Annotated in this window: 11 protein-coding genes; 3 read left to right on the top strand and 8 right to left on the bottom strand. The window is 50.1% G+C overall.

What is annotated here, in order from left to right; all coding sequences use genetic code 11:
• The first annotated feature begins 7 nt into the window (after nucleotides 1-7).
• Nucleotides 8-823 carry a mechanosensitive ion channel family protein gene (locus tag ASC40_RS07185; protein WP_055439110.1) on the top strand — a complete coding sequence of 272 codons (816 nt, stop codon included), beginning with the start codon at nucleotides 8-10 and terminating at the stop codon, nucleotides 821-823.
• Here ASC40_RS07185 and ASC40_RS07180 read toward each other — a convergent pair.
• The 3 genes from ASC40_RS07180 to ASC40_RS07170 are packed head-to-tail and all read right to left on the bottom strand — an operon-like array spanning nucleotide 774 to nucleotide 5239.
• Nucleotides 774-1841 carry a hypothetical protein gene (locus tag ASC40_RS07180; RefSeq protein ID WP_055439109.1) on the bottom strand — a complete coding sequence of 356 codons (1068 nt, stop codon included), beginning with the start codon at nucleotides 1839-1841 and terminating at the stop codon, nucleotides 774-776. The two genes, ASC40_RS07185 and ASC40_RS07180, sit on opposite strands and share 50 nt — an antisense overlap.
• Nucleotides 1838-4036, bottom strand: a complete 2199-nt coding sequence (locus tag ASC40_RS07175) for a thiamine pyrophosphate-dependent enzyme (RefSeq protein ID WP_055439108.1) — start codon at nucleotides 4034-4036, stop codon at nucleotides 1838-1840. Before ASC40_RS07175 ends, ASC40_RS07180 begins: the two co-directional genes overlap by 4 nt.
• A gap of 27 nt (nucleotides 4037-4063) precedes the next feature.
• Nucleotides 4064-5239, bottom strand: coding sequence for an acyl-CoA dehydrogenase (locus ASC40_RS07170; protein ID WP_055439107.1), 1176 nt, complete (start codon nucleotides 5237-5239; stop codon nucleotides 4064-4066).
• 188 nt (nucleotides 5240-5427) lie between these two features.
• Here ASC40_RS07170 and ASC40_RS07165 point away from each other — a divergent pair, with 188 nt between their 5' ends.
• Nucleotides 5428-6276, top strand: coding sequence for a LysR family transcriptional regulator (locus ASC40_RS07165; protein ID WP_055439106.1), 849 nt, complete (start codon nucleotides 5428-5430; stop codon nucleotides 6274-6276).
• Here ASC40_RS07165 and ASC40_RS07160 read toward each other — a convergent pair.
• The 4 genes from ASC40_RS07160 to narL all read right to left on the bottom strand — a co-directional run bounded on the left by ASC40_RS07160 (nucleotide 6273) and on the right by narL (nucleotide 10159).
• A complete protein-coding gene (locus ASC40_RS07160; RefSeq protein WP_055439105.1) occupies nucleotides 6273-6467 on the bottom strand; it encodes a YfhL family 4Fe-4S dicluster ferredoxin in 195 nt (64 codons plus the stop codon). The genes ASC40_RS07165 and ASC40_RS07160 overlap by 4 nt on opposite strands.
• Nucleotides 6451-7800, bottom strand: coding sequence for a prephenate-dependent tRNA uridine(34) hydroxylase TrhP (gene trhP, locus ASC40_RS07155; protein WP_082432499.1), 1350 nt, complete (start codon nucleotides 7798-7800; stop codon nucleotides 6451-6453). Before trhP ends, ASC40_RS07160 begins: the two co-directional genes overlap by 17 nt.
• Nucleotides 7801-7837: 37 nt before the next feature.
• Nucleotides 7838-9430 (bottom strand): thiamine pyrophosphate-binding protein, encoded by a 1593-nt coding sequence (locus tag ASC40_RS07150; protein WP_055439104.1) that lies wholly within the window; start codon nucleotides 9428-9430, stop codon nucleotides 7838-7840.
• Between the two features lie 84 nt (nucleotides 9431-9514).
• Complete coding sequence (gene narL, locus ASC40_RS07145; RefSeq protein ID WP_055439103.1) at nucleotides 9515-10159, bottom strand: two-component system response regulator NarL; 645 nt, start codon at nucleotides 10157-10159, stop codon at nucleotides 9515-9517.
• 242 nt (nucleotides 10160-10401) lie between these two features.
• On the opposite strand from narL, the gene ASC40_RS07140 reads away from it, so the two are divergent.
• Nucleotides 10402-11718 carry an MFS transporter gene (locus ASC40_RS07140; protein WP_055439102.1) on the top strand — a complete coding sequence of 439 codons (1317 nt, stop codon included), beginning with the start codon at nucleotides 10402-10404 and terminating at the stop codon, nucleotides 11716-11718.
• Nucleotides 11719-11724: 6 nt separating this feature from the next.
• On the opposite strand, the gene ASC40_RS07135 is transcribed toward ASC40_RS07140, so the two are convergent.
• On the bottom strand, nucleotides 11725-13530 hold the full coding sequence (locus tag ASC40_RS07135) for an ATP-binding protein (RefSeq protein WP_055439101.1): 1806 nt from the start codon (nucleotides 13528-13530) through the stop codon (nucleotides 11725-11727).
• Between the last annotated feature and the right edge of the window lie 25 nt (nucleotides 13531-13555).

Genomic DNA, 13555 nt, shown 5'->3' with positions numbered 1-13555 from the left:
ATAAGCAATGGAAACAGAAAAAATCATCGGCTTATTTAAAACGGTCACTAGCGATGCCGTGATTGAAATAGCGCTTGTTATTGCGTTTTCAGTGGCAATTATTTGGTTAAGTCAGCGGGTATTGCCTTGGCTTGCCGAGCATCTGCACGGTAAACAGCGGCTGTTTGTATTAGCACTTATTCCAACCACGCGCGTTATTGTATTTATTCTCGCGACTATTTGGATTGTGCCCATGGTTATTGAAACCACGGTACAAAACATGATTGCCATATTAGGTGCTGCCGGCTTGGCCATTGGCTTTGCCATGAAAGATTATGTCAGTAGTTTAATTGCCGGCATTGTGGCGGTTTACGAACTACCCTATCGCCCCGGCGACTGGATAGAAGTGGATGGCACCTACGGCGAAGTCAAGCACATAGGTATGCGCGCGGTAGAAATGGTGACACCAGACGATACCGTGGTGTTTGTGCCGCATTTAAAGTTGTGGAATAACCTTATTCATAACGCCAACAACGGCGGACCAAGCCTCATGGTGGTCACTGACTTCTACTTAAGCGCCGACCATGATGCTCATCAAGTAAAGCAGTTGCTTGAAGACGTGGCGCTAACGAGTCCCTATGTGCAACTGAAGCAACCCATTGTGGTGATTATTAAAGAAGAGCCATGGGGCACGCACTACCGCCTGAAAGCTTACCCCATAGACCCTCGTCAGCAATTTCAATTTATGACAGACTTAACCGCGCGCGGCAAAGCGTGCCTGCGCGCCATTGATGTTAAGTTTGCGAACCTGTCACCAGAGCACGCTGTTCCGGTAACCCCATAGCCAACACATACGGCGCCTGCGCTTGCTGACGCGCCGTAAACTCGGCCTTGCTGTTTAAGCCCTGCCAGTTCATTTCTATAAGTGCCTGTGCCACCGCACCACCAAGCCCAGCGCCAGGGCCCAATAGAATAATATGGTCGGGCACCAACTCTTTTACCGCCGTTTGTATGGCTTTGGTGAAGTCATAGGTTTGCGTCACTTGGTGGCCCAGCGTGTAATGTTGCAAAGCAGTCTGATTAACCACGTATGGTGACCAAATATGACCTCGGCCGTCAATCAATGGCACTTGCGGCGCACGAAACGCGGCTGAAGGCCATAGTTCAAGGGCTTGTTCAGAGGCTTGGTTCATGAAATGTGTATGAAATGCGGCATGACCGGGCAATATCATGGGGAACCGGTCGTCCACTCGTGGTAATGCTCGCACGGCTTCAGTACATGCTTCTTCAGAGCCCGCCAGCACCGCATAGCCACCGTAGCGAATCGACATTTTCAGCTCACCAGGAAAGCGCGCAAGTTGGGCGTTAACGGCATCGATATAGCCTTGGTGCGGGCGCCAGTCTGCGTCCACTATTGGGTAAATAAATTGTGCCCCTTCGCCACCAGCGGTCAATTGCGCCATATTAGTCACCAATTTCGTGCTGGTTTCAATGTCCCAGCAACCGGCACTGGCCATGGCGGTATACCAACCCATTGAGTTACCGGTTATGCCGACCACCTCAAAACGCGATTCGTCAATAGCTAGGTAATCGAGGTAGCCGCCGGCATAAATTAAAGCTGCAGCGTTTTCAGGTTTTTGATGAAGTGAGGTTTTAAACAGCGGCGCCTGATCGAGCTCGGATACCGTTGGTTGCCCCATCTGGCTGCGAACGTCGTCAATTTTTCGAACAACGTCGGCTAAAGTTTGGCTTTTTTCTGGTAATCTCTCCGAAATTGAGCCAGTTATTGAGCCTAGTTCTGGTTTGTTGTATGTACCGCGGCCAGGGCAAACAACTAGGGCGGTTTTTCGTTCTGTTGTCATGAGTTTGCCTCCAGTAGACGCTGCGCCTGCGCAATAATCTGCTCGGTAGATGGCAATACGCTATAAGCGGCCTTGCCAAGCGGAATGAAGCTGTCTTCGGCGTTTAGGCGTGAAACCGTAAACAGTCCTGGCTTAGTTTCATGTAGTGCTGTGAATAATTCTTCGCTGAGTGAGCCACGACGGCGGCATTCGTCCACAATGAGTATTTTTTTGCAGCTGCCCAGTGCATCAATAATTTTATCCACATGCAGCGGTACTAAGCAGCGTAAATCAAGTACGCGAACTTTGTGCCCCTGCTGAGCCAACTTCGCTTCTGCCTGGCGGCTAAGGTAATAGCCATTACCGTAAGAAATAATGGCTAAATCTTCACCATCTCCATGGGTAAAAGGTTCACCAAGAGCCGGTGTGACCTCTTGTGGCGAAGGATATTCATGCAGCCAGCCACCGTCGCCTTCTTGGTGCAAGTCGCGCGTCATATAAAGCGCAATAGGCTCGAGCATAATCACCACACGCTGCTCACGCGCCGCTAATTCAACTGCTTGGCGCATGAGTAGCGCGCCATCACGACCATTTGACGGACACAGTAAAATAATACCGGGAATATCGCGAAACACCGCAAACGAGTTGTCATTGTGAAAGTGGCCGCCAAATCCGCGTTGATAAGCAAGCCCCGCAATGCGAATAACCATGGGGTTGGTGTATTGCCCACTTGAAAAGAATGACAGGGTTGCCGCTTCGCCGCGTATTTGGTCTTCAGCGTTATGCACGTAGGCCAAAAATTGAATTTCTGGCATGGCAATAAAGCCTTGCTGCGCCATGCCAATAGCTAGCCCGAGAATGCTTTGCTCATCGAGTACGGTATTGAGGACGCGGTTAGGGCCAAAAGCCTCCATTAGGTGTTGCGTAACGTGGTATACGCCGCCCTTTTTGGCAATGTCTTCGCCGCACATGACAATGTTCTGATATTGTGCCATCAGATCATGCAGCGCCAAGTTAATAAGTTTCGCCAAATGCTGAGGCTTGCCGCTGTTATGTTTGTCCCATTTGAATAAGTTTGTGCGTTGTTCGCCGTCAATAGGCTTCGGCAGCTGGTCTTGGCGAACAGGCGGCACAATGGATGCCATTACCTGTTCAGCGGTTTCTAATTTTGGCTGTTGCGATGCTTGTGAGGCTATGCGCGCTATACGTTGTTGCTGTTGGTGTACAAAGTCAATCAGTTGTTGGTGCTCAAATAAGCCACGGCTTATTAGCGCAGCACAGCTATGAAGCAGTGGGTCACGCTCGCTATCCAGGGCAATTTCTTGTTTGCTACGATACGCCACCTCGGCGTCTGCACCAGCATGACCAAACAAGCGCACAGTACGTAAATGAAGTACTGCAGGCTTACGTTTTTGGCGCACGTAGTCAGCCGCTTCGCGCGCTACCAGATAGGTCTCGGCTAAGTTACTGCCATCGGCAAAAAAATACTTCAACGAAGGGCGTTGACTTAACTGCTGTTGAATCCAGCCTTTTGGCGTGTGGGTGGAAATGCCCAAGCCGTTGTCTTCGCAGACTAATAACAGAGGCATCGGAATTTGCTGATACGCCGCCCAACTGGCCGAGTTTATTGCGCCCAGCGCCGTCGAATGGTTGGCTGAAGCGTCACCAAAGCTACACACAGTAATCGCGTCGTGCGGCCAGGCGCCCTGGTGGTTCAAGCGTTTCGATAAGCCAATAGCAAACGCGGTGCCCATGGCTTTGGGAACGTGCGAGGCAATGGTGCTGGTTTGCGGTGGTACATTTAAATGCAAGCTGCCGAGTACTTTGTGGCGCCCGCCGGCAATGGGTTCATCGGCCGAGGCGGCAAAGCTAAGCATCATGTCATACAGCGGGGTTGAGCCTGGCGCCTGTTTCGCGCGCTGAATAAAAAACGCGCCGCTGCGATAATGCAAGAACGCCGGGTCAGTCACGCGCAAAGCCTTTGCTACTGCCGCGTTGCCCTCATGGCCTGCACTACCAATGGTGTAAAAACTTTGGCCAGCGGCCTGCATCAAACGTGACTGCAAATCAAGTAGGCGGCTGTGTAACTGCGACTCGAATAAATCGAATAAATCAGCGTCGCTTAATACACCACCGGCAGCATGTGCCGGCGGTAAACGACGGTCGTCAATACGCTGGATAAACTCGCCCAGCCACGGGTGCATTGCTGCAGCCATAGGGAAACCTCCTGCGACCGAATGAGTTTAGCCGAACGCTTGCAAACCAGTTTGCGCACGGCCCAATATCAGCGCATGAACGTCGTGCGTCCCTTCGTAGGTATTCACGGCTTCTAGGTTCATCACATGGCGAATAACATGGTACTCATCAGCAATCCCGTTGCCACCGTGCATGTCACGAGCCACACGAGCAATATCTAAAGCTTTACCGCATGAGTTGCGTTTGATCAGCGAGATAGTTTCTGGTGGCAGTTGGTCTAAGTCCATTAAGCGGCCCGCTTGCAAGCAGCTCAGTAAGCCTATGCTAATGTCGGTTTGCATGTCTGCTAATTTCTTTTGAATCAGCTGGGTTGCCGCTAACGGACGGTTGAACTGATGGCGATCTAACGTGTACTGACGCGCCGCATGCCAACAGAATTCTGCTGCACCCAAGGCACCCCATGCAATGCCGTAACGCGCTTTGTTGAGGCAACCAAATGGGCCTTTCAGGCCGCTCACATTTGGCAATAACGCATCTTCGGGTACTTCTACGTTGTCCATCACAATTTCGCCTGTAATTGACGCGCGCAGCGAAAATTTCCCTTCAATTTTTGGCGCAGACAGGCCCTTCATGCCTTTTTCTAATACAAAGCCACGAATTTCGCCGTCTAACTTGGCCCAAACCACGAATACATCGGCAATCGGCGAGTTAGTAATCCACATTTTGCTGCCCTTGAGCACATATCCACCATCAACTTTTTTCGCCGTGGTGCGCATGCTTGCAGGGTCAGAGCCCGCATCCGGCTCGGTTAAACCAAAACAACCCACCCACTCGCCGCTTGCCAACTTCGGCAAATACTTCATGCGTTGCTCTTCAGTGCCGTAGGCATAAATTGGATGCATCACCAAACTCGACTGCACACTCATGGCGCTGCGATAACCACTATCCACACGCTCAACTTCACGGGCAATAAGGCCGTAACACACGTAATTCACTTCCGCACAGCCATATTTTTCCGGCAACGTGGCACCCAACAACCCAAGCTCACCTAACTCGTTCATAATTTCACGATCAAAACGCTCTTCACGGTTCGCGGTTAACACCCGCGGCATTAGCTTTTCTTGGCAATACTGGTGGGCGGTATCGCGAATCATGCGCTCTTCTTCGGTGAGCATGTTTGAAAATTGAAATGGGTCTTGCCAGTCAAACGGAAAACGAGCCATGGTAAATCCTCTGTTAAATTCAACATCGATATTAGCTATTCGATATTAGATATTAGATAAAAGCCAAGCAGCCTGCCCGCTAATATCCGATATCCAATAGCTAATATCGCACTTGTTTTTCTTCACTTTACTCCTGTTTACTGTAAAGTTAAATCATATAAAAACTACATCAGGTATAGCTTTTAACTATGGATTTGCGCCAACTCAATTATTTTGTCGCCGTGTATGAAAACGGCAGTATTAGCGCCGCTGCGCGGGCCTGTAACGTAGCACAGCCGAGTTTATCGAAAGCCTTGCAGCAACTGGAGGACGAGCTAGGTGTGGCGTTGTTTTCAAGGCAATCACGCGGGGTTACTCCTACTGAGGATGGTGAGCGACTTTACGGTCATGCGGGGCGCATGCTGAGTCAAATGCAGTCGTTGCGATCGTCATTTCGACAAAGTGTTAGACGGGTACAATTTCGTTTGGGGCTTATTCGCGCGCTGGGGGTGGAGCGTATGAGCCAATTACTAAGAGAGTTCAGCGCCGGTGTGGAAGGTTTAGAGTTGCACTTGGTCGAGCCTGAAGACGACTCTGACGCGCGTATTATTACCCCTAAAATGCTCAAAGCCGGTGAACAGTTTTTGCCGATATGGACCGATCATTTTTTGGTTGCGCTGCCGGCTGGGCACCCATTGGCCCTTAAGCAAAGCTTACAGCTTGAAGACTTTGATGGTTTGGCGCTCATTAAGCGAACCCCGTGTGACGCATGGTCCCAGTTTTATCCAGAGTTAATTCGCAACGGTATTCAGCCTGACATCCGCGCCGATATTCATACCATAGAATATGCACTTGGGTTGGTTTCAGCGGGAGTGGGTGCGGCCCTGGTACCAGACTTTGAGGTATTAAGAGAGCGGCAAGATGTGGTTCTACGGCCACTTGACAACATCACCTTGCAACGAACAATCGGGCTAGCTTATCCTCGCTCAAAATCTGGCCAACCAGCTCTCGAATGGCTGCGCAACTTATGCCAGCAGCGCAGCCACGAGCTGCCTTAGTTAGGCACTAGCACCATGCATTCAATGGGGCAAACGGGAATGCAGGCGGGTTCGTCGTAGAAGCCTTCGCATTCGGTGCACTTGCTCACATCTACCACGTAGTGCTCTTTGCCCATCGAAATGGCATCGTTAGGGCATTCGGGTACGCACATGTCGCAGTTAATGCAGTCACTTTCAATTAGCACAGGCATTTTTTACCTCCACATTTTTATCAACTACAGGGATAACCTGTTGTGACGCTTTAGTAGACAGCTTGATCAGCATGGCAAAGTTGGCGTCATGGTCACTCAAAGCTTCAGGCAAGCGAATACCAACCTGACGCCCAGCGCCGGCTGCACGCGCTAAGTGCTCGCCCTTGTCGTCCACCATGGCTTGCAGAGTGAAGGTGATATTGCCAGAAGGTTTCATCAGCATCAGGGTGTCGCCCACCGCGAAGGCATTCTTTACGTCAACCGTGGCGTTGCCGCCGTCAACCTTGAGTATTTCACCAACCAGTAGTTGTTCGCCAAGGCTGTGGCTCGTTTCGTAATTTTGTGTGTCGCTAGGTACATGGCGGCGCAAAAAGCCCTCGGTAAAACCGCGGTTGGCCATGCCTTCAAGTTCAGCTAATAGTTTGCGATTAAATGGCTTTCCGGCCATGGCGTCGTCAATGGCTTGGCGATAAATTTGTGCGGTGCGAGCCACGTAATATGGTGATTTGGTACGGCCCTCAATTTTTAACGAATGCACGCCCATTTTCGCTAAGGCGTCAACGTGCTCAATACCGCGTAAATCTTTTGAGTTCATAATGTAGGTGCCGTGCAGATCTTCGTCCATCAGCATATATTCACCCGGGCGTTGCGGCTCGGTTAGCAGTACCGGAGTATCAATGGGGTTGAACTGGCCGACCGCGTCTTCTTCGGCGTCGTGAACTTGATAAGGCCAGCGGCATGAATTGGTGCAGGCGCCTTGGTTGGGATCTCGCTTATTGAAATAGCCAGATAGCAAGCAGCGGCCAGAATAAGCCATGCACAGTGCCCCATGCACAAACACTTCAAGTTCCATGTCTGGGCAGTGTTGACGAATTTCTGCAATTTCACGCACTTCTAATTCGCGCGATAAAATAACCCGCTCAATGCCCTGCTGCTGCCAAAACTTCACGGCTGCCCAATTCACGGTGTTGGCCTGCACGCTTAAATGCAATGCTTGATCAGGGTAATGCTCACGCAATAGCATAACAATGCCCGGGTCAGACACAATCAGCGCATCGGGCTGGAGCGCCACAACCGGTGCCATGTCTTCAACAAAACGCACCAGTTTGGCGTTATGCGGCGCAATGTTCACCACCACGTAAAGCTTTTTGCCGAGCGCATGAGCCTCGTCGATACCTTGCTTCAAGCGTGGTATATCAAATTCGTTGTTACGAACGCGCAAGCTATAGCGGGGTTGGCCGGCATAAACGGCATCGGCGCCATAAGCAAAGGCAAGACGCATCGCTTTTAGACTGCCGGCGGGACTCAATAATTCAGGTGCTGGATACTGCATAAAACCTACAAGCGGGTAAGCCAAAATGGTGGGTATTTTATACCTTGCTGACGCTGCTTTTATTGATCGTGGTCAAGGTTTCCGCAAAGTCACTCAGGCGCTTGGTGCGGCTATTTTCTGGCAACCATACATCAATTAAATAGGCGTTATCATGGTCGGCCCAAGCTTTCGCGAAGCTTTCTGAAAAGCTTTCTGCGTTATGTGCACGCAGGCTTTCAATGCCCATTGCTTTGGCAAGTTCAGGGTAATGCCACTGCTGCAAGGCTGTGCATTGCAAAGTCGGGGCAAACGCCGCAATCATGTCCCATTTGTGATTATTCAAAAGCACCACAATGGGCTTACAGCCGTAACGCAAACAATGACCGAGCTCGAGGCCGGTCATCAAAAATGCACCGTCGCCAACTAAAATAATAGGGCGTCGGCGCGTGGCGACAAATACCCCTAACGCTGCGGGTACGGAATAACCCATAGAGGCGTAATAGGCTGGCGCCAGAAAGTCGGTAGGGCTAGCTTGCAGCGAGGCGAACAGGCAATCACCCACATCGCTTATTAGCGGTACCAATGCGCGCTGTTGAGACAGCTGTTGGTGCATGGCTTGCACAACACTGTCGGCATTAAAGTTACTTGATGGTAAAACCGCTATTGGCGATATATCGCGTGTTTCAAATAAGGGTAAAGGCTCGCTAGCTAAACGTGCGCACCATGCCTTGAGCGACTGAGTTGGGAAATCAATTCGGTAAAAATGTGCGGCATTTATTAACTCGCGGTGCGCACTAAAGTTACTGTCGGTATAAACCACCCCAAATGCAATAATCAGGTCAGCGTCATACAGTAACTGGCTAGCTCGCGTTTGCGTGTCGCCGCAAAATACGCCGGCATAACAACTGTGCGACGGGCTGACTGTTGCACGCCCAAGCAAGGTGGTCACTACCGGAATATTAAACTGCTCGGCAAGGCGCTCTAGCGCTCTTTGAGCGCCGCTTCGGCGTACCTTAATACCACTTAGAATAACCGGTCGACGGGCTGTGGTTAACGCAGTGGTAAGTTGGCGATATTGGTTCTCATGAATAGGTGGGTTGGCAAGCTCAATACTTTGATTGGGCATCGCAGGCAAGTTAAAGTTGGTGGCATCACGAGGTATTTCAATAAGCACGGGGCGAGATTTCTGCCGACACATTTGTAGTGCAAATTGAAGGTTTTCTATGGCCGTGTCTGGGTTGTCTAAGCGCACCTGGGCACAAGTAATTTCACTAAAAATAGCGCGCTGTGAATCAATGCTTTTGGCTTGGTGATGAATCTGTAAGCCACTGTTGATTTCCTTTTGGCTAGGGTATCCAGCCAAAATGACCAAGGGCACGTACTCTTCATAGGCTTGGGCAATGGCATTAACCCCATTTAGCGCTCCGGCACCGTAGGTAAGCGCGACTGCCGTGGGCCGATTGGCGGCACGTGCGGCAGCGTCCGCGGCGTAAACAACTGCGGGCTCATGGGTCATGTAATAAAATGGCAGAGCGTTAGTTTGGTCTTGCATCTGTTGCAAAAATGGCAAAATAAAGTCACCAGGAATACCGAATAACTCCTGCACGCCCTGGTTGCGCAAAGCTTGTGTGATAATTGCGCCTAATTGCATACGTTGGCTCCTACCATCCATAAAAAAACGACCCACCAGTGTGGGCCGTTTTTTATGCAAAAGCCTTGATACGAATCAACTACTTTATTGGTCTTGGTTGACCATCCAAACTGCAGCTTCAACGCGCGAACGCAAACCTAGCTTCTTCAGCAAGTGTTTAACGTGAACTTTCACGGTGCCGTCGGAAATATCCAATTCACGGGCAATAACTTTGTTGCTCATGCCTTTGGCGATGAGTTCTAAAATTTCGCGTTCGCGGTTGGTTAAACCGTCTAATTTACTCTTGGTGGGTGCCGAAGGGCGACGTAATGCGGTTGCGAGTACTTCGGTAATCGCTTCGCTGAGTACCATTTTGCCTTCAATAGCACGCTGTATTTGCTCCAACAGCATTTCTGGGTCCATGTCTTTTAACAAATAACCATCGGCGCCGTTGGTAATGGCGGTAACCACGTCTTCGTCGGCATCGGACACAGTGAGCATGACAATACGCGAGGTGACGCCGTTATCGCGCATGCGCTTTAAGGTTTCTAAGCCATCCATGCCTTGCATGTTGAGGTCAAGAATAATTAAATCAGGGTCAAGCTCTTCAGCTTTAACCAGTGCATCGGCACCGTTACTGCATTCGGCAACTACTTCAAGACCGTCTTCCAGCGAAATTAATTGTTTGAGGCCTTTGCGCAAAAGCGGGTGATCATCCACAAGCATAATGCTAGCTGGGCTGTCCGACATGTCGTGCTCCTTGTTCTTATTTTCTTGCGTATTCTTTGCGGTATCTCAGTATCTATTGCGCTGTATTCTTACACAATGTCGTTGTTTAGGGTACAGCTTAGCGCAAACTACCTCGTTTGGGGTAGTTTGGGCTGCCCATTCTGCGTTGCCGATTATCACTCTCGCTGAATTGTTGTGTTGCGCCAGATCACGCATAGTTTACTTACTGGGAAACTGCTCTATGGCAATGAAAGGAGTGGCGTGTGAACACGGTACGGGTATCATCAACAGTCGATAAACCAACAGCAATCAATTTGATTGTTGGCATGGCGCTGTGGATGAGCTTAAGTGTGTTAGTGGTGCAACTATTTACCGTTGACGCTGGGTTTACCTTTGCTCAACTTTACCGACTACTCGCTATTTCAGGCTTAAGCGCCACCATTTGTCACTTTGTGTTCTTTTGGCTAGGCGAACGCGCCATGCAAGCGCGCTTTATTTACCTAACAACCGCCGCATTAGTTATACCGGCCGGTATGACCATATGGGTATTCAGCAACCCACCCCTTTCGTATACCGAGTTGCAGTGGTTAGCTGCCGCTTATGGCTTGGGCGGCGCGCAATTTATTGCATTTACTCGCAGTGAAAAAGTCGACACCAGTGGCATTGGCTGGACGTTAGCCGTTAACGCCGGTGTGGCAGGTATTGGTATTGTTATTGCTCAAGCGGCATTACCATTTTTAACCAGTATTAATTTATTTGGGTTTACCAGCTCAACAGCATGGACCACCGTGCACGGTAGTGGCGATATTGTCGGCGTTATTGCGCCAGGAACTAAGCTGTGGCTTGGTAACAGCGGTTGGTTAACTATTGCCGCCGTTATTCTGGCAACGGTGACGTGGCAGCTTGCGCGGCCCAGCAAAGTACCACAAGCGCCACTAGGTAGCGCAACTAACCGCGCTCATTACGCTGCAATATTACGCAATAAACACACCTGGCTTATGACATTACTCTACGTGATGGCCTTTGGTTCGTTTATTGGCTTTACCATTACCTTTCCACTAAGCCTGCAAACATTCAGCACCACTTATTCGCCAAGCGCGCTCACCTACGCGTGGATAGGGCCGTTACTTGGTGTTTTAGCGCGGCCGTTCGGCGGTTGGTTAGCAGACTTATTTGGTGGCGCAAAAGTCACGCTGTGGTGTGCCATTGTGTTGGCAATAAGCTGTGTAGCGGCTGGCGTCATTACCTACAATGCCATGAATAGCCCGTTACCAGAGCAGTGGTTTTTGGGGTATTTATTGGTTTTCTTGGTTATTTTTATTGCCACCGGTGCAGCAAGCAGTGCTATTTTCCGTAGCGTTAGTGTGGTACTTCCGCTTGATCAACTGCCGTTGGCACTGCGTTGGTTAACCACCATTGCCACCGCTGGCGCGGCTTATATTCCAACCCTTTGGTATGTAAACAGCACCACCCAAACACCGGCCTATGCGTTGTTTGTGTTCGCCGCCTTTTATGTGGTGTGCGCGGTGCTAGTCAGCTACATGTACTTACGCAACCGCGCCGAGTTTTATAACCCATAATCGTGACTAGGCGGGGTATGGCTCGCTTTGCCGCTCAAGTATGTATTGTGGGGTAAATTCAAAATACACGCCGGTACCGCCCTGTTTTCGGCGCTCAATACGAATAGTGCCACCCAAGTGACGGCTGCGTTCTTGCATAATGGCAAGACCGTAATGATTTAGCTTTTCAGCATTTTCTGGAATGCCCACGCCGTTGTCTTCAATGCTCAAGTGAATGCCATTTTCCGCATCTTGTGACAATTGTACGACCACGTCAGAGCCTTGACTGTGATGAATAGCGTTCTGGCATGCTTCACGAATAATTTGCAGCAAGTGAATTTCTTCATGGGGTACTAACGGCGTGCTTTCTAGTTGATAGTCCAAGCGAAACGCAATGTCAGACTGCTCACTAAATTGCCGAATTGTGGTTTGCAGCGCATGCAGCAAGCCGGCGCCGTCAACTTTTAAGCGGAACGTGGTTAATAATTCGCGTAGCTGCCGGTAAGCTGCATTGAGGCCTTCTTTGAGCTCTTCTGCAACGTCTTCAATCACCTCACGATTGTCTTTTTCAATGGCTTTATTGAGCCGGGTTACCTGAATCTTCAAGTAAGACAACGCCTGCGCTAAAGAGTCGTGCAGTTCGCGCGCAATCACTGTGCGCTCTTGAATAAGCGCTAAGCGCCGCACTTGTTCTTCTTCTTGTTTCAAGCTTAAGGCCACAGCTAATTGGTCAGCCACTGACTGTATTAATTGTTGTTGCCAATCGCTGATCTGTTCAGACACTGGGCAGCGCGCGACCACTACACCATAGTTGTGATCTTCGCGTTCAATAGTGAAGCGATAAATGCGTTGGCCGTCTTGTACCGACACCCCGCCGCCGGCATTCACACACTGGCTGCAATCAACTCCTTCGCACGGGTCTTCTGGTGCGCCAACCGGCTGTACCTGCAAATAAGGCTTATTGCCAGCTTCGGTAATTAAGCACAGCTCAATATCGTCAACTTCAGAGGCTACCTTCAAGCCGTTTACTATTTCCGTAAAGTCGTGATAACCCGGCGAGTGCTCAATGATCATGCGCGCGGTGTCGTACAAAAACTGCAAGCGCACGTTCGACTGCTGAATAGCACGCGTTTGCTCATCAACGCGCTTTTCTAAGTTGCCGTACATAAAGCCAATGGCTTCGTTCATTTTGTTCAAGGTACTTGCCAACACACCCAACTCGTCTTTCATCGGGTGCTTAACTCGCGCGGTAAAGTCACCTTGCCCAATGCGGCGCGCTGCTTGCGTGAGCACTTCGAGCGGATAGCGAACGCGGGTACGCAGCCAGTAAAAAATAACAAACGCCAAACCAATACTGGTAAATAAGCTCAATACTTGAATAGAGCGAATAGAGCGAATGCGCTGTTCGGCATCTTGTTGAATAGCACTCACGAAGGTGTTGATTTGGTCAATTTGTGGCTGAATTTCTACCATCAGGTTGTTTGCTGGTATAACGCCTTGCTCAACGCGCTGTTGGAACGCTAACCAGTCGGCTTGAGTATTTTGATATAACGCCGTGAGTTCGCTTTGCTCGTGTTCAAAACGATTAAAAACACTGTGGTTCCAGCTGTCTTGTAGGGCTTGTGCCACCGCAGGCGCCTGCTCAGGCGAATGCATAACGTGCCAACTGTATTGGTACGCCTGATAACGCAACGAGCCGGCCACGTTAATGGCTAGGGCATCGTGATCGGCTTTTTCCGAAAGCCAATACGACGCCAAAAGTGTCAAAATGGTTAGTGCAACCATCGCACTTAGTGCAATACCAATACGTGTGACTATAGAAAATTTATTCATAAAGCCTTTTTCAAGAGCACCAAGG

This window comes from Pseudidiomarina woesei, assembly GCF_001418345.1.
Taxonomy (GTDB): Bacteria; Pseudomonadota; Gammaproteobacteria; order Enterobacterales; family Alteromonadaceae; genus Pseudidiomarina; species Pseudidiomarina woesei.
This window is presented reverse-complemented; position numbering and strand designations above follow the sequence as displayed.